Source organism: Paradesulfitobacterium aromaticivorans (genome assembly GCF_054657415.1).
Genome location: NZ_BAAHYT010000011.1, coordinates 393,442 through 411,933, shown reverse-complemented (window position 1 = coordinate 411,933; position 18,492 = coordinate 393,442). Strand labels below are relative to the sequence as shown.

Here is an 18,492-nt window from a genome sequence, read left to right as displayed (position 1 = left end):
TATATACTCACCATCAGTAACTTCGACATGTTTTAGACTAATCAGCAAGATAATGCATTTTTACGTGATTACCCCGGCTTCTTCCCGGCAAAAATCACGAGCCAGCTGCGCGAAGTACGGATAATACCCGGACTGCGGCACTGCCCGCAGATCTTCGACTAAAAGTGGAAGCCACACCCTTAGGTGTTCATTCAAAAACTGTACCTCAAGCTTTTTGATCATCTTTACGGATAAACCGTTTGCACCCTGTTTTCCTTCAAGGCGGATTAGATAAGCCATGTAGGCGAGCTCAAACCCAATATGATCGGGCAGATTCAATCCGCGCAGCGGTTCAAACACCTCAAGCTCACCTGGGTGGAACCGGGTCTGTTCATATAAGGAAGCCAGTTTGATTGTCTGCTCCCCCCAATAAGCGCCAAACTTCGTTTGGCGGCCCTCCTGACGCATCGCCCCCACGATCGCCGCTTCAAAAGGAGGCACGAATCGTCCGGAAACCGGCACAAAGAAGAGGTCGTAGTACTCTTGAGTCAACTCGGTTAACCCTGGGTCTTGATTATTAATTTCCTGCAAAAGGGAAAGAATCTCCGGGTCTTTCCCTTCTGCGGCCCATATTCTTACTTCGTTAAAAGCCGCCATGCTCGGTTCTTTCAGGAAAATCCCGGCCAGAAACTCAAACGCTCTGGCCCGGTCCCCTGCCGTCTCTTCCCGTTCTATCATTTAGCAACCCTTCTTTAGCCAGAAGATTTTTCCAAGCGCGCCTTGGTCGTGTTGCGGTCAGTTGAACCACCGACCAGATCATACAAAGGATGCCCTGTTTTCAGACTCGGATCACGCAGAGCGATTAGGTTCAAGGGCACGCCGGCCCCGTGTCTAGGATCCCCTTTGACTTCCTTATTGCCCACCCTGTAGCTTTGCGCACCGGCTCCCCAGTGACCGAACCCGTATTCGAGCGCGATCGTCCCCTGGCGCACTCCGCGGCGAATTTTGACCGTCCCTGCGGCTTCGCCTGTTGGCGTAACAAGCTTTACTTTCTCTCCATCCTTAAACCCGAGTTTTTCAGCATCCATACTATTTAGCTCAATAAAATTCGTCTTCGCCATATCCTGCAGAAGCGGAACATTGGATAAATATCCGCCTGTGCGGTAACGCGGCTTATACGAAACAATCTGGAACGGCCATTCACTGTCCGGATACACCTGGTCAATGGTGCGTCCGTCCGCCAGAGTCGGCGGAACCCAAACCGCGGTACCTGGGAGATATTCTCCGTTTACACTGCTGCGGGTGGTACCCAGTTTCTCATTGTAAATATTAATGACCTTGGGGAACTTATTGTGCAGAACCTCGCCATCATAATTCTTATCATAGTCCTCAAAGCGTCCTCCTCTGGCTAAGACGTAATTGACCTTGTTCCACTCCTCTGGCGTTAGGCAGGCCGCAGTATACTTAAGCTCCTGCTCCAAGCCGGTGATCTGCAGTTCCTCATGGGTGATGTCCGGAACCGGAGTCTCATCAAACGCAATATTCGCCAGAGCTTTAAGGAAAAAGTCTTCGCGTGAATTAAGAGGAGTAAGTTCACCATTCGCGTTAGGAATAGCTTTCTCTCCCACACCGGGCAGATTAAGGCGCTTGCCGACTTCAATCAGGTAAGCCTCAAAAGACAGGGACTGCCCGCTCTGGGATTTTGGGGTTAAAGGCTCAATCACCGGATGGCGTGCACCGCTGACCTTGGTCAGGATTAAATTCCAGACCGTGGGTACACCCCAGCTTTCATAGAAAGTCGTATCCGGAATGATATAATCCGCATACATGCTCGAATCACCCATCATGACATCAATTGCGATGATGAGGGGAATGTTCTTAGGATCCTTAACATAGTTTTCGACATCTTTTTGGAAAAGGCCGGGGGTCGTGTAGAAAGGATTCGTCATCCACATCATCAATATTTTGGCGGAATAGGGGTACCCTGCCATCATGGACGGGAGGACATTCCCGACCATAGAATCGGCCAGGGGGCTCCACGGAAGAGTTGCCGGATATGGATTTTCTCCTTTAGCTTTTCTACTTTTGAATTCCGGCGTGTCTTCATACTCCCGGCCCTCGCGGCTGATTTTGAAACCTGCCGGTTTAACCATGCCGGGAAATGCAAGTAAATCATAGCGGGGATCTTTGTCAACTCCGCGGTACCCTCCCCCGCTCTTGGTCGAACCCCCTTTGCGGTTGATATTTCCGACCAGGGCATTAAGTGTTATGACCGCCAACGAACTGTAAAAACCATTACTGTGCATGGCAACGCCCCCGTGGTGATCGGTCGCAGCCTTCGTACCATGACTGAAGAACTCCTTGGCCAAGGAAAAAATCTTTTCTTGTGGTATACCGGTCGCTTTACTATACTCTTCAAACGTATAGCGCTCCGCTTCCTCGGCCAGAATCTGGAGTGAAGTTTTGACCAAGACCTCGGAACCATTGATATTCACTGTGCCCGTGTACAGGATAACCCCTTCTTCGCTCTCAGTGTAAACTGTGGGTTTGCCGCTGGCTTTGTCAATAATCACGTAGTTAGGCTCAGGGGCCGCCTTCAGCCCAATCTGTTCCGCCCGCAGGAATTTGCCGAAGTCAGGGTGTCCCGGTTCTTGAATAACAAGGTAGGTAGCATTGCTCCAGGAAGGACTTTTCTTCTTGCCAGCCGCTGTTTTGTTCGGAAGCGCAAGATAGTTCTCATTGATTTTTTTCTTTTCAAAAGCCCAACGGGTCATAGCCATAGCCAAAGCGCCGTCAGCTCCCGGGCGAATGGGAACCCAGGCGGTCTCGGCCGCTGCCGGGGAATTAAATACCCCATTCTGCAAGACCGGATCGACCAAGATAGCTTTCATCCCGTTATCTGCCTGGGCTAGAGCAGACTTGCGGGCCATGGGCTGGAAAGGCGCTCCGGCTTGTCCGGGGGCGTTGCCAAAGAACATCACCAATTCTGCTCCCATATAATCTGCTTTCATATGGGGTTTTTTGTCCCAGGTGTCTAAAAAAGAAAGGAAAGCAACACGGCGGCTCAAACCACAAGTTCCGCCATGGCCGTAAAAATTCGGCGAACCGAAAGACTTGGTGATAAAGCGGTTCGCAAACTCCGTACGCCCGTCATCCCGTCCGCCGATAAAGACCAATTGATTGACCTTCGGACCCCATTCCGGCTGTTCCGGATTGAGCGGGGTTTTAAGGTCGCGCACCTGACGCAAGCCTTCAACACGCATGTTCTCGTCAATCTCTTGGAATAGTTCTCCGCCTTCCACGGTCTCCTGCACAGCCTGCTCCCACGTGATAGGCTTCCACTTGCCTTCCCCGCGCTTGCCTGCCCTTTTCAAGGGGGTGAGAATTCTGTTAGGATCATAGACCATTTGGTAAGCGGCGTTGCCACGCTGGCAGACTGTAGCGCGCCCGGTATGCCCGATTTCCTGATACTGCCCCAGAGATTTGTACGATTCCATGAGCGGCGTGGCAAATGGCAGATGGGGCTCAGCATTACTCGGATGATAGGGATTCCCTAAAACCCGCAGAATTTTCCCTGTTTTTTTGTCCACTTTAACCCGATTGCCACAGTTGCTCCAACACCCTAAACACACGCTGTTGCGCAAGGCAACGTCGGGATTTAGCTCCACTTTCCCGGTTTTAGGATCAATGCGCATTTCCACAGGCAAGGCCTCATGGTCGTAAGGCGTGGGGTTAGAGATTATTTCATCTGCCACGACATTGGGAACAAGTTTGTCGATGCCTAAGCCGAGCGCAGAGATTGATCCGACGGCAGCGACTGATTTTAGGAAACCGCGCCTATTCATGATGAGAACTCCTTTCTCGCTTTCATGTAATATTTCTTCATTATCCTTTGCAAAAAAGATACCAATTCTCATGCTCAATGCCAATGATGGCTGAAACCCGTGAATAATAAAGGTTCGAACAAAAGTTTGCTCACCCGGTATCGTTCGGGGAGAGATAAGTTTTGTCAAAATGTCACTATGACGGAAGTGACAAAAAGGCACACCCTGACTTTTTGTCAGAGTGTGCCTTTTGTGATAGACGATTCACTCGTTTCTCTGGTGCATTCACTTTCAGGTTCACTCATTTATGCTCACATTATTCCCAATTCTTGCAGTTTAGCAGCGGTAGGTATGCCGTCTTGATCCCAGCCGCGCAAATCATAATACTCTCCCAGCATTTGCGCAAATTCTTCCTCGGGAAGAACTTTGCCCGCCGTCGCCCCAGATTTTAATGTTTCTTTGAATATCCGGGCTGGCAGGTTATCATTATCTTTACTGAATCCTTCCCTCACATTGAACTGTCTTGCGAGGTTTACCACCCTCTCCCCGGCCTTTTCCAGCACTTGCACTGTTACAGGTCGACCGGTTAAGGCTTCCATAAGTTCTGCCATGGTCTCGAGGGACAGTGCCCAAAAATCACACAGAATGAGAGAGAATTTTACAGCGTTATAATGCTGCATGTCAAGCACGAGCTGAGCTTTGCCCTCAATGGTAAAGGGATCCCGCTCTCCATAGGCTTCTTCCGCGGCAGGCCAGGCCCGCATATGGCAGGCACCCCGGTCAGAGGTCGCAAAAGCCAGTCCCATACCCCAGGAACCGCGCGGTTCGTACCCGGGAAACTCCAAGCCTTTTACCTGCATGGCAAAATCGCGGCCGCCGTATTTTTCGGATAACTTTTTAACCCCCAGCCCTAAATCAACGCCTATTCCGTCCCGGTGAGCGATCAAAGCGGGAACTAGAAGATATCCTTCCTTATCCCCAAACCGCAGGCCGAAATCCTTGATTCCTTTCTCAGTTAATTCCATGGCAAAAGCGGCAACATTCCCAACGGATATCGTATCCAAACCCAGGTCATCACACAGGTTATTGAACTTGATGATTGCTTCTAAATCATCGATTCCACAATTTGACCCGCCGATCGCGAGGGTTTCGTACTCCGGTCCCTCAACTGCAGCCCGACCGTTTCTGGAATAATTGCCGCACCCAAGAGCGCAGCTTAAGCATCCTTTTTTCCCTGCCCGTACAGACTTAACTGCATCGGAATTGATATTCCGGAAACCTTCAAAAGTTCCGTCTTGAAAATTCCTAGTCGGCAAAATTCCAGAGCTCTGGGACATCTCGACAAGCATCGGAGTGCCATCGGTATAAGCCCAAAGATTGGTGTCGGTAAGGGTATCTTTGTGCATAATCTCTTTAACGGTAACCATAAATTCTTTGATATTGGGTACAGAGACGCTGCCGTTCCCGCGAACAACCACAGCTTTGAGGTTTTTACTTCCCATTACCGCCCCGATTCCGCCCCGCCCTGCCTGTCGATACAACTCGGACGTAATACAGGACATCGTGACCAGATTTTCCCCTGCTGGCCCGATCGCCAACACCTTGACTTCCTCATCGATCATGCTGCGGAGTGATAGCTCCGTCTCCTGAGCCCCCATACCCCAGAGTGAGGAAGCTTCCTGGATTTCCACCTTACTATCTTCGATATATACATAGACCGGTTTAGCGGCTTTCCCTTCAAATATTACCGCATCATACCCCGCGAATTTTAGTTCACCGGCAAAATGCCCGCCGATGGAACAGTCGAGGATAGTACCTGTAGCCGGAGATTTTGAAACAACAGCCAGCTTGCCCGAAACGGGAATAGTCGTACCTGTAAAAGGCCCTGTCATGAGAATAAGCTTATTTGCCGGAGACAGCGGATCAATTCCGGGAGCTATTTCTTCATATAGGTATTTTATCCCCAGGCCTTTGCCCCCAAAATACTCACTTGCCCATTGGCGGTTTAATTCTTCGACCTGACACGTGCCAGCGCTGAGGTCCACTCTCAGGATCTTTCCGGTATAGCTCAATTAGATCACCTCCACATTCGTCAGAGCCTGATGTGGACACCACTTCACACAGGTTGGAGAACCCTGACAAAGATCACATACCGCTACCCCGTTGTCTTGCGCTCGAATGACTTGTTCCGGACATGCTGCTACACAGAGGCCACAATTTGTACATTGATCCTGATCATAAGCCAAATGTCCATTCTCAAATGTGATTGCCTCAGTCGGACAGACGTCGACACAAGCAAGACATAGCGTGCAGATTGCGCTCTTAATTTCGAGCCCCGTTTTGTCATACATAGACACTATTTTCAGTCTGGATATATCAGGATTAAATACTCCTTCCTTTTGCGCCGAGCAGGCCAACTGGCACAGGCGGCAACCAATACAGTGATCAGAATTAAGTTTTAGAGTCATAATAAACCCTCCAACATAGGTATTAAAAATATACTGGGGGCAATTTTCTCATGCAGTGCTTCTTTCTGATATCGAAATTGAGTCGGCAATTAATTCTCCGATATCACACACGGTTTTATTTACACCTTTTACTTTGAGAGCGTCCTCAAACATACCGAGGCAGAATGGACATGCAACAACCAGTTTGTCCGGATCGGCCTCTAAAAGCTGATCTAGCCTCAAATGACTGATTTTCGTGCTTTCCGGGACACTGTACCAATTATTGCCCCCTCCTGCACCACAGCAGAAAGTCTGAGTCCCGGATTTCTTCACCTCCAGTAAATCCGTAGTTGTATGTTTAAGAAGATATCTCGGCTCTTCACGAATGTTATTCAAACGGCTAAGATTACACGGATCATGAAAAACGATTTTCTCATTGTTCATGTCTAATTCAACCTGATGGAGCTGCACCATGTGGGCGAGAAACTGACTATGGTGCATGACTTCAAAGTCACCACCAAATTCCGGATATTCATGTTTCAAAGTATTGTAACAATGGGGGCAATGTGTAATGATTTTTTTTACACCATAAGATTGCATTAACTCAATATTTTCCTGGGCAATCATTTGAAAACGCCCTTCTTCCCCGAGACGTTTCGCGGTTTCACCGCAACATTTTTCTTCAGTACCCAAAACTGCAATATTTACACCCACATGTTTGAATAATTTAATCATGGAACGTCCAATGTTGCTCGCACGCTGATCGTAAGCCGCTAGACAGCCCATCCAATATAAATATTCAAAATCATCTGTTTCTGCAGCAAGTGGCACTTCATAATCTTCTAACCACTCACTTCTTTTGTAAGAAGCCAGACCATAAGGATTTCCGTTGTTATCTAAAGCCGTAAGCAGTTGAGTTTTCTTCGCATCAACTTGGTTATTGCTTAAAAGGTGCCTACGAAAATTCAGCACAAAATCAACATGGTTGATAGCAGAAGGACATTCATAGGTGCACGAAGCACAGTTGGTGCATGACCAAACAGTGTTGGGATCACTTTCCGCATTTAGGACAGGAAGTGGCTGATCTCCTTGCCCACTCAATTGATTCTTTATCCCTTGAATCAGCTGTTGGGGCGACAGTTCCCGCCCTGCTGCTACTGCTGGGCAGGCCTTGGCACACCGCCCGCAATTTACACATGAATCTGTTTCTAGTCTCTGCTTCCAATCAAGGTCATCTGCCTTAGATATGCCAATAGTAATTTCCGTCTCTTCTTCTTGTTCGGCAAGTTCTATTAGCTTAAAAGGAGTACTTAATTTGGCCTGCGGATAACTGTTTTCTTTCACAGCCAGGTTTAGGGGCACAAGAATTAAATGCGCAAAATTTGTATAGGGTAAGAGAGCTATAAATGACATCGCAGCCAGCGTATGAGACCACCACAAAATCGGGTAAGCGCTTAGGATCACTTCCCTAGAGAAGAGCCCGCTTTCAGACAGCGAACTAAACATCAATGCCGGTAATAACCCCACAAATGAACTAGAACCAGCCGCTGAAATTGAACCACCCGCACCTGTCTGTAAAAACAACCTGGCTCCTTCCAAAGTAAAGCCGGACAATCCTATAAAACCTAGGAAGATTAAAATTAGATACGGTTGAGCTCCCACACTCAAATACGGGGTTTTTAGATACAGCCGCCTGAACAGAGCTAAAATAATCCCAATGATTAGAGCTAACCCTGCCAGATCCAGAACGAATTCCGTGCTTATATACAAGCCACCGCTGAGAATATGGAACCGCTTAAAAATCAAAACCAGGTATTCGTCAACAGCGACTAAAATGGTTCCGAGCACCAGGATGGACATACCCCAAAACAACATTACATGCATTAGACCAGCATAGGAATCTTGGGTTATTTTCCGCTGTTTTAAGACTTGAGTCCAGACAACTTCTTTTATTCGGCTTAGCTTGAATGACTCTATTAATTGTTTGAAAAAATCGCCAGGTTTTGGGAGGTATAGTTTTATTTTTTTATACCAGCCGATCAACATGACGACTACAGCTATTAGAAAAATCAGATACATGTAAACTTTTGTATTAGGCGGCATAAACGGCATAAACTGCCTAGTCAGATCATTCATTCCCCAACCTCCCTGCTTAACGGGCTAATGATTAAAACCTCGCAATTCTTTCCACTAATTTGGGAACTACTTCGTATAAATCTCCCACAACACCGTAATCTGCAATTTCGAAAATCGGTGCCTGAGGATTATTATTAATGGCAATAATCAGCTTGGAATTTTTCATCCCTACTTGATGCTGAATTTGTCCCGATATACCGATAGCTAAATATAGTTTTGGTTTGACTACCGTGCCGGTTAGCCCAACCAATCTTTCCACCGGTAACCACCGAAAATCTTCAGCGATAGGCCTGGAGCATCCTAGTTCCGCATTCAGATGTTCCAACAAGGGCCTAATCAATTCAATGTCTTTTTCACTATTGAAACCCCGTCCAACTGAAACTATATTTTCGGCACTGGCCAGATCAATGGATTTTTCTATTTTCGCTTTCCCTGTAATCCGCTTAGAAACTTTACTTTCCGCGTACTCACGTTTAATGATTTCGGGTTTGCTCTTCTCCTCTAAAGTGATGCTTGCATCTGTGTCAAAAGTCACTGTGAAAACCTGGGGTGCTTTAGTAATTACCAACCGGGAAGCTGCAATTCCCCCGAATACTAAACGTTCGGCAACAAGCTGGCCATTTTCATTTATTGCTACATTGCTGCATTCGGTAATACATCCGGTTTTTAACTTAGTTGCCAGCCTGGGCGCAATTTCCCGGCCCAGAAAAGTAGAAGACAAAAATATGGCATCAGGTTTTTCCTCGTTGTAAATACGCAAAAGGTTTTCTACAATAGTTTCCGCAAAGTAAGCATTTTCGGGCACATCTATCACTACGACTACATCAGATCCAAAACTTACTACTTGTTTTGCCATTTGCTCAGCATAAGGCCTTACCACTGCCGTCACCAAAGAAGCCCCCGTTTCTTCGGCTAAACGTCTACCGTAAACAGTTAAGTTTCTTAGTCTAGTTAAATCGTCTCCGTAAAGAAGTATTTTGTTCACCTAGATTACCCCCTTTTCACCGAGTATCCCGACGAGTTGTGAAACCAAGTCATCAGCTTTGCCTTGTAGTATTACGGTTTGTTTACTCTGAGAAAATGGTTCATAGCCTAAGACCTTGACATAGGAATTCTCGGCAGCTACATCACTTTCGGTGATTCCGATATCCGCTAACGATAGGTTACTGATTTTACTTAGAGAAACCTTCATTACTTGCAAGGCCGTGGGTAATCTAGGAGTGTTTATTTTGCGGTCAACCGTAATAACAACGGGAAAATCAGCTTCGACCGTTTCTGATTCGTTTTCTAAAAGACGTTCAGCCACGATTTCCCTATCCTTTACCTCAAGGTGCGTAGCATAGGAAATATGGGAAATCCCTAACCATTCTGCCAAGCTTGGCCCAACTTGGAAATTATAGCCATCTTCTGAAACCGCTCCACAAAAAATAAGGTCAGGCAGGCCAATTTTTCCGATACTCTTCGCTAATAGTTGTGCTACTATGACCGGGTCCGCAACCTCTCCCGGTTCGCTAACTAAATATGCGCGATCCGCTCCCATAGCAAGAGCTTCTTTCAATGTCTTAGAAGCGGCCTTGGGCCCTACGCAAAGTAACGTTATATCTACATCTTTCTGCTTCTCTTTGAGACGAACCGCCTCTTCAATAGCATGCTTATCATAGTCGTTAATTTTAGTAGGGATATTTCTTAGAACAAGTTCACCGCTCTTTTTATCAACCCTTACCTCAGTGGTATCAACCACATGTTTCACACATACAATAATTTTCAAAACATAACACCCCCAAAAAGTTCAAAATCAGGGGTAGGATTACCCTACCCCTAACACGGAAATTATTCTTCGACGGGAGGCGGTGAGACTTTATCTGCGAAATGCCGGTGCATCCACTCAAGATACATATTTCTGCTCTTCACAATGCGCTCACGTTCCGCTTCATTTAACTCTTGTTGTTGGACGTATTCAGTCATCCGGCTTGGGTCAACTTCGTATTTGCCATATTTAATAATGACGTTTTCGGCCATACCTGACCCTCCTTCCTTACTTTTCGATTCCTAACGACTCGGCCATAATTTCTAAAAGATGTTTCGGTTCCACATTAATTCCGGATTTCGTTTTTACTTCTGTCAGTTGGTCTTTACAATGGGGACAGGCTACAATTAAAGATTCCGCTGAACAATCAGCAGCACTTCTGAGACGTTTCTGTCCAATCTTATAAGAAACATCCGGATGAACTTTTTTGAATGAGGCAGTGCCATTGCCACAGCAGTATGCCCACTGGGTGACCGGGTCTTCGTCGGCAAATTTGACACCGGGGATCATGCCAATTAGTTTCCGTGGGGATTCCCAAACTCCGCTTAATTTATTCAGAGCACAGGGATCGTGGTAACTTACCGTTAAATCAACCGGTTTGAACTCAACTTCTTTTCCTTCTAACAGTTCGAGGATAAAATCTGTGATAAAGACAACCTCAAACGGTAATGAGCCCAAATATTTTGGGTACTCCCTGGAAAAATAAGAGTATTCATGCGGGTTGATGATAACTACTTTGGCTGCCCCCATCTCTGCAAGCTTAGCAATATTTTCACGTGCATGCTTTAATGCTAAATCCAAATCACTTTCCAAAAGCTCACCATTAGACACAGCCGGTTTATTAAGAATGGAAAAATCGCAACCAAGATATTGCAAGATTTTAGCAGCTAAGCGGGACACTTCGGTCGTCTGAATCGCATTAAAATAGTCAACGAACAACACCGTTTTATTTGGTGAAGTAGATAGGCTCAAACCATTGGACCATTTGGTTACGACCTCATCAGGACCCTCGTAATATTGAAGGTGTTCATTGATGTACTTATCTACTTCCTCCCAACCATCTGCGGTAACTCCTTCGGCTTTAAGATCCCGTCTAACCTTACGTACCAAGTCTAAGGTTGTGGTCGTCCTTTTATAGAAGTCACCGGCAAACAAGGTCGTTGGGCAACGGAGTTCACAGGCTCCGCATTCCAGGCAGTAACTGAAAGTGTTGGCTACATTCGCAAGATCGTCGAGACCCTCTGAGACAGAGAGCAAGGCGGTGTGCAACCCATAAGAGCTATATGATTCATTGCGCGTTTCACCATAAACAGGGCAGATTTCCCGGCAGAATTTGTGGCGGCAGGCAAAAACAGCATAACAATCTTTTTGGAGCTCACTTTGAATATTCTCGGTCAGCTTTAAAGGCTGTTCGTAAAACTTTTTGTAGCTTATAAATTCTCCCATTTTCTTAACCCTCCTGGTAGGCTTCATCAAGCAAATATTTTCCGGGATTCATAATGTTGTTAGGGTCCAAAACCTTTTTGATCTTTTTCATTAAGTCAAAGGAGCCATCCTTCAATTCGTGGTAGCATGACAACTCAACATCTCCCGGCCTGCAGCCGCCGTGACAGGCAGAAATTGAAGCACCCACTTCCAAGACGACCTCGGAGATTTCCTTTTTCATTTCTAACCAGACCTGCCAAAGTTCGGGGGTCATATTTAATTCATCCACCCCGATATCAATTTCCGTCAGGTAATCTCCCCAGGGTTTAAACGGGTTGTTGGTGTACATAAACATACCCCAGTCATCAAAAACCCCATCATACTTAGCAATATATCTCTGAGTGATTTCATGCCATTTTTTTTGGACATAGGGTAAAGCGGAATAATGAACAGCAGCATCCTCACAATGCCAGGAAAGAAGCACGACTTGACCATCTTTCCTCCGTCCGTGGTACGGAATGTGGTAACGGTCATGGCGCGAGGCCCAGTCTCCTTCGGAGATTTCTTGGCCTAGGTAGGTTCCACCGTTCTTCTCGGCTATCTCAAACAGTTTTTTCTTGGCTTCCCCAACCTCATGCTCTGTCCCATAACAGACGGCAGCAATCACAGTCCGAACATCCGGGCTTTGTGGAATATAGGCCTCATCATCCCGTCTCAAGAACTCGATTTTATATTCGTCGAACATGACAACTCCGCTTAGTGTCTTAAGTCCAGACCTTCCCATATCATAAGCACATTTATGAGATTCCGCGAAACTCTTAAAGCCAAAGAAGGCAGGAAACTCAACTTCAGGTCTGGGGTAAAGCTCAATGGTCGCTTCGGTAATGATACCCAGCGTAGCCTGGTTTCCGATAAACAAGTCTTTCAGCCTGAAGCCTACCGATGATTTGCGAATTTTTTGCCCACCGCCTTCCCCAACTCGAATGACCTCGCCTGTGGGAAGCACGACTTCCATATTGATGATGTTATTGGGGATATGCCCGTAACCGGCACCTAACAGACTCCATCCCCCTGTACCAATCCTTCCGCCGATAACAGCATTAATATATCCAGCCGGATCATCCGGGAAGAAAAGACCGATTTTACCTAAAACCTCATTTAATTTCAGCATATTTATTCCAGGTTGCACGACCGCACACATGTTTTCTTCATCAATCTCTAAAATTTCTGACATCCTTTTAACATCAAGTACGATCCCTTTTTTCAGTGGCACTGCTCCATCAGCTAAGCCACTGGCTCCTCCTCTGGCAACGACCGGTACCAAATATTCATTGGCCAGTTTCACAATCTCTACGACTTCATCGGTGCTTGTCGGTAAGACAACAACATCTGGCAAATGTGTCTCCCAATCATGGACGGGAAACGGAGAACAACTTGCGCTGCGCAAAGCTCTTTGATGGGACTCCTTCAGGACATTCTCTTTTCCCAATATCTGTTCTAGTTTATTGATTATTTCTTCCCATTTCCCGGGAACCTTTTCGGCAACCGCCATTTATGAGTCTCTCCTTCCATAGTGTGATAAATTTTGTAATCTAAAATTATTGTCTATTTTCTGATAATTACACCCCCTCAATTCCCACTACATACATTAAGTACCCATAAATTTAGTGTTAGAAACCAACACCCACCTTATTAAGCAATTTTCGTGCCATCAAAAAAATGTTGCATATATAGAAAATTCAAGGTATTCTTCTTAAAAAGAAATTTATTCGTGAAATTTAGTTTCACAAATGAAATTAGTTTATATATAAAAAAGACCCTCTACATCAAAGACGCAGATGGTCACCTGCCAGACAATAGAAATTATCAAGAGATATTTAACATTTTGCTTAATTTAAGAATTTCTCTATCAATATAGTCTACGCTATAATCCGAACCAATGATCGCAATAACTTGTTCCATTTCATCACGGATAGGGGCTAAACTCGATTTCCATTCCCCAAATTTGTCAGAATACTTGGGTGTAACCCCCACTACTCCCTCCATCGCCGCAAAGATCGTTTCCATCATTACCGGTGGACCAACATACTCTTCTCCCGGTCTGATTTTTAGCTTTTTGTCTGTTACCAAACTAATTACCCTATGATCTTCTGTAACCCTCCAGATATAGTTCCACTCAATCTTCCCTTCATCATCTCGAATCATCGTGAGTCTCTTCTGAAGCTTGTGGTAGATTGGATTTTCCTCATTGATATTTTGGAGCAATTCTTTTATTTCATCAACATTAAGTGACGCAGCGGTGACGATAGCTATCGATTGTAATTGTTTATCCAGCTCCCTTTCCAGAATATCCATCTCATTTCTGGGGCTAAGTTCTGATTGATCTGACTTAAGCCTTTGCCTAATAGCCTGATACTTGCGACTCATGGTAGGTTGGCTAATCCCCAATGCTTGTGCGGCTAATTTAGCAGATTTATACTTCTCCATAGCCATAAGAATTAATTGTTCTTCAACACAGTCAAGCGCCTCTTGCAGCGGTATGATATTCGTGACAAGCGGTTTTGTCTTCCCCGAAGTTTTTTTCCAGTGAATATATTTGCTCACGAGTTTATAATCGATCTGCTCATGTTCGCTTGTAATAGCAATTCTTTCAATTACATTTTCTAGCTCCCTGACGTTTCCATACCAAGGGTAAGATTTCAGAAAATCTATCGCATCACTTGAGAAGCTTACCTGTCTTTTATAGTTCAAGTTGTACTTATCTAAAAAGTAATTCGCTAAATTTGCTATATCCTCGATCCTCTCGCGCAATGGTGGAATATGAATCGGAACTACATTAAGCCGATAATAAAGATCTTCCCGAAATGCTCCTTCATTCACCATTTTATCTAAATCTGCATTCGTTGCAGCAACAACTTGAATATCGATAGTCTCTGGCTCAACACCCCCGACCGGTGTTACTTTTCTTTCTTGGAGTACTCGGAGCAATTTAACTTGGAGATTTAACGGCAGTTCAGCGATTTCATCAAGTAGCAAAACTCCAGAATTTGCTTGGGTAAAAAACCCAGGCTTTCCTTTCGGGTCAGCTCCGGTAAACGCCCCGCGCTTGTAGCCAAATAGTTCCGACTCAAGCAAATTCACTGGAATTGCACCACAATTAACTTTAATAAAAGGTTTATCTGATCGTGGACCCAATTGATGAATTGCTTTCGCTACCATTTCTTTACCTACGCCGGATTCCCCAATTAACAATACTGTTGCTGAAACCTGAGCCACCTTCTGCGCGAGTTTTAACACATTCTGCATCTCAATACTGCTCGCAATGAACGGATATAACTTAGGATTATTCGAAAGATTTTTGCCATCAGCACGTTGTTGCTGTAATCCTGAGCCGATCGGGCCCTTAGATGCAGAGATAGCTTCAGATTCCATATAAAATCAACCTCCAAATAGTCACTCCTCAGATTTTGTCAATGTTATAAGTTAGCTCTAATTATAAGTCATTTTCTTTATAAAGGGGAGGTTGCTATACACATTTAGTTATGTCAAAACCGCCAAGATGCCTTGGCGGTTTTGACTCAATTTTTATGTTTGAAGATTGAGTGCTAAATTAACGCGATGAAAAAATATAGAATTACGGCAAGAATAGTAATTATGGGAATAATCCAGTCTTTGGGTGAAAAAGCGGGAACAATTATTGCATCATTATCAAAGGCTTTTAGCCTTTCTTCTAATTCTGAAAACAAATTCGCAACAAAGGGGTCACCCATATTTTTGAACTTTTGGAAATACTCGCGTTGAAACATAAAAGTCAGCCTCTTTCCTTAAAATGATTTAGATCGGGCAACCAACTCCCGTTCAGCAAAAAGCTTGGGCATGATTCTAGGTACTCTGGCTTTATAAACTTCAAATTCATCTCCGAACCTTTGTTGAAGAAATTTCTCCTCGTGAATCGCTAATCGATAATACATCAAAGCCAGGGCCGGCCACAGTATTAAACTCGATATGGTCGGCCATTGAAAAAACTGACCAAATGTTAAGATTAACAACCCTAGATACTGTGGGTTTCTTGTCTTAGCATAAATTCCATCCGTAACTAACTCTTCTCCATTGATCCCACTATAATGGATTTTGCGCCAGCCCAGATAAATCAAAATGAAGCCTATCAAAATCAGAATACTTCCCATAACCCTTAGAAAAGTAGGAATTGGGTAAAAGTTTAGCAAACCCAGCTTTCTACTGATTAAGGGCTGCGCAAGATATAATGTTAAAGGTACCCCATACATCTCGAAGTAGAGAGAGACGGTGAAAGCGATAAAAATATTTCTCGACATATACGTCGGCCTTTTAGGGCCAACAACCGCCGAACCAATAAATAGCAAGAACAGGCCTAAATGAACAGCAATCGAGATCATCACCAAGTCCCATCTACCCCAAGATGGCAACTGTGTTACCGGCATAAAAATCGCCTCTCTTTAATCTACCTAGCGCTGGAAATGGTATCAGCCACTGTAGTGGTTACACAAACACTCTTAAATACAACATTGGAAAATATCAAATAGATAAACCCTGCTACGAAAAAGGTTGGGATACCAGCAGACAGATAACCGAAGAGCGGGCCGGCCACATCCGCAAGCGGATTGTAGGTCCATACGTAGAATAAGTATGATCCCACCACGGCCACAACTGATGCAGGGTTTATCCCGCGCCAAAAACGATATTTTCCGCCGCGATCATATAAGTCCACCATGCTAACCTTCTTCTTTCTAAAGAAAAAATAATCTGCAATTAACACGCCGCCGTAGGCAGCCATGATAAATGATACCGCCGAGAGAAACTTGCTGTATGCATCATAAAAATAGGGGCTGAGCATTAGCAACGCGGCTGGGACCGTAGTAAGTAAAGCGTTTATCCACTTCTGCCTTGGAAAAATACTTTTGAAACTCAGAGCCTGGGAGTATAACAGGGTTATGGCGGAAGTAATATTAGCTAAGATCAACAAGAATAATCCCAACAGGCCCCATGAAACCCCGCCGATTTTAATCATCCAGTCGGTGGGATCCATCGAAGAAACTAATAATGCTGTAAACGCACCAAAAATTGCAGCCACATTCAACACGATCCCAAAGCCATATAGTGAACCATAATGTGCCTGTTTCTCAGATTTAACCAACCTTGACCATTGCCCGATATAAGGAAGCCAAGAAAAACCCAAGCCAGCATTCCATTCGATAGCGGTGACAATTCCTCGCTGCGTGGAATCGTACGGAGAAATAGGGGTTGCATCCCATACTTTTGCAATCCCTTCGCGGAACAGAACTATAACAATCAAGCCAACCAGAATAACCAAGATGGCAGGAACCCCAATGCGGTTAAACCACTTTATTGCGACTGGACCCTTATAGGCAATGTAAAAAGATAATAAGAATGCAATTATCGCAAAAATAGGAGCCCCTGAGGTTCTTGTCGTTAGAAATTCCGGTGCGCCAAAAGCACCTGCAACCTTAATAGCAGACTCACCTAACATAAAACACGCAACCGTTATCCAACCTAGATTCAATAGTGCAAAAATAAAATAGAATATGTCACTCCCTAGATAGCCAAGTGCACTTCGCGCACCGATAAATGTATCAATGCCATATCGAGAAAAGTATTGGCTTAAAGGTGTTATCAGAAAAACCGGTAGAGCATTTCCCAAAAGAATTGCCGGAAGCGCGTACTTACCGGGTAACACTGTTCCGGAAAGACCCCCGACCAAGAAGCACCATGCTGCTATACCAAAACCTGTTTGGATAGCTATAAAGTCCCATAAACCGAACTGCCTATCCCGCCCCAAAGCCGGTAGAAACCCGAAATTCACTTCACTTTCAATTGATTGTGTACTCACTTTTCAATCCACCCCCGATTAATGTATCCATTACATCTTTAAGAATTTTCAGATATTTACTTTTGTACTTACTTTAATCAGCAAATAATTAATAGCCAATATCTCTGTTATCTTCAGATCAAATGTTATTCACCTCCTGAAGTATTTTATTACACCCATTCTTATATGAATCGATCGTAGTTATTCCTCAGTAATTACGATCGAATACTGCCACATTTATAAAAACCCAAAAATATTTTTGTTTAATCTGTTGATATCAATAAGTTTGATTAATATTATTTAAGCTACCTACTATTGTCAACAATTTTTTCGAAGCTATCAGTAATTGATAAGCAATTTCCATGCCACAAGTATGAGTTAGAAAATACAGATAATTTAGGCAACAGAGCTCATAAAGTTATTCATTTCTGAAATTCGATTTCAACATTGAAATTCGGTATATATTATATAGAAATAAATAAAACCCGTAAAACATCATTAAGTGGCTTTACGGGCTCAAAGAACAATTCAGGTATGTTCAGAACCAATGCCTAAGCACCGAGTGTTTCCATTCTCCCGACGATTTGCTGAACCTTTCTGTCTGCCCGTCTTAAGGCATTATCAATTTGTTTGGCACGATATCCATACTTATCCGATATCTGCTTGTACGTTAACCGAAAAACATTTTTTTCGAGATATGCTTTGAATTCTAACTCTGATAAATCGACTTTCATTCGGTTTACAACTAACGCTGCCACCATTTTATCAATAATCAGGTTTTCATGGCTCCCAACCCACGGAGTAAATCCCAACCCGGATAAGACTGAAAGTTTATCAAAGTTATCTCTCCAAAATACTCTTCCCTTACTTTAACCGGCGTTCCTGAATTGGTACTTAATACTGACTGAACGTTTAGTGAGCGTTTCCTGAAAATTAGCTGAAAGAATAGATGGGAGCATGACCCGTATAAAGAAAAAACGGCCTCACGTGCGGCACAGCCGCGCGTAA

14 protein-coding genes are annotated in these 18,492 nt (G+C 44.5%); all 14 read right to left on the bottom strand.

Annotation, left to right across the window (positions count from 1 at the left end; all coding sequences use genetic code 11):
* Positions 1-60: 60 nt before the first annotated feature.
* Positions 61-717 carry a TorD/DmsD family molecular chaperone gene (locus ACYQ2N_RS18750; RefSeq protein ID WP_460000937.1) on the bottom strand — a complete coding sequence of 219 codons (657 nt, stop codon included), beginning with the start codon at positions 715-717 and terminating at the stop codon, positions 61-63.
* 14 nt (positions 718-731) lie between these two features.
* A complete protein-coding gene (locus ACYQ2N_RS18745) occupies positions 732-3,824 on the bottom strand; it encodes a molybdopterin-dependent oxidoreductase (RefSeq protein WP_460000936.1) in 3,093 nt (1,030 codons plus the stop codon).
* 290 nt (positions 3,825-4,114) lie between these two features.
* The gene (locus ACYQ2N_RS18740) at positions 4,115-5,875 is read right to left on the bottom strand and encodes an aldehyde ferredoxin oxidoreductase family protein (RefSeq protein WP_460000935.1); all 1,761 of its coding nucleotides are present in this window, start codon (positions 5,873-5,875) and stop codon (positions 4,115-4,117) included.
* A complete protein-coding gene (locus tag ACYQ2N_RS18735; RefSeq protein WP_460000934.1) occupies positions 5,876-6,271 on the bottom strand; it encodes a 4Fe-4S dicluster domain-containing protein in 396 nt (131 codons plus the stop codon).
* 48 nt (positions 6,272-6,319) lie between these two features.
* Positions 6,320-8,386, bottom strand: coding sequence for a heterodisulfide reductase-related iron-sulfur binding cluster (locus tag ACYQ2N_RS18730; protein ID WP_460000933.1), 2,067 nt, complete (start codon positions 8,384-8,386; stop codon positions 6,320-6,322).
* 31 nt (positions 8,387-8,417) lie between these two features.
* Positions 8,418-9,371: an electron transfer flavoprotein subunit alpha/FixB family protein gene (locus tag ACYQ2N_RS18725; protein WP_460000932.1), complete on the bottom strand. Its 954-nt coding sequence runs from the start codon at positions 9,369-9,371 to the stop codon at positions 8,418-8,420.
* Complete coding sequence (locus ACYQ2N_RS18720) at positions 9,372-10,154, bottom strand: electron transfer flavoprotein subunit beta/FixA family protein (protein WP_460000931.1); 783 nt, start codon at positions 10,152-10,154, stop codon at positions 9,372-9,374.
* 62 nt (positions 10,155-10,216) lie between these two features.
* Positions 10,217-10,405, bottom strand: coding sequence for a hypothetical protein (locus tag ACYQ2N_RS18715; RefSeq protein ID WP_460000930.1), 189 nt, complete (start codon positions 10,403-10,405; stop codon positions 10,217-10,219).
* Positions 10,406-10,421: 16 nt separating this feature from the next.
* Positions 10,422-11,639, bottom strand: coding sequence for a (Fe-S)-binding protein (locus ACYQ2N_RS18710; protein WP_460000929.1), 1,218 nt, complete (start codon positions 11,637-11,639; stop codon positions 10,422-10,424).
* Between the two features lie 4 nt (positions 11,640-11,643).
* Positions 11,644-13,170 (bottom strand): FAD-binding oxidoreductase, encoded by a 1,527-nt coding sequence (locus tag ACYQ2N_RS18705; protein ID WP_460000928.1) that lies wholly within the window; start codon positions 13,168-13,170, stop codon positions 11,644-11,646.
* A gap of 314 nt (positions 13,171-13,484) precedes the next feature.
* Positions 13,485-15,050: a sigma-54 interaction domain-containing protein gene (locus ACYQ2N_RS18700; protein WP_460000927.1), complete on the bottom strand. Its 1,566-nt coding sequence runs from the start codon at positions 15,048-15,050 to the stop codon at positions 13,485-13,487.
* Between the two features lie 173 nt (positions 15,051-15,223).
* Complete coding sequence (locus tag ACYQ2N_RS18695; RefSeq protein ID WP_460000926.1) at positions 15,224-15,424, bottom strand: hypothetical protein; 201 nt, start codon at positions 15,422-15,424, stop codon at positions 15,224-15,226.
* A gap of 18 nt (positions 15,425-15,442) precedes the next feature.
* Entirely contained in the window at positions 15,443-16,078 is a 636-nt protein-coding gene (locus ACYQ2N_RS18690; protein ID WP_460000925.1) for a methyltransferase family protein, read from the bottom strand.
* 20 nt (positions 16,079-16,098) lie between these two features.
* Entirely contained in the window at positions 16,099-17,352 is a 1,254-nt protein-coding gene (locus tag ACYQ2N_RS18685) for a purine-cytosine permease family protein (protein WP_460000924.1), read from the bottom strand.
* Positions 17,353-18,492 lie beyond the last annotated feature (1,140 nt).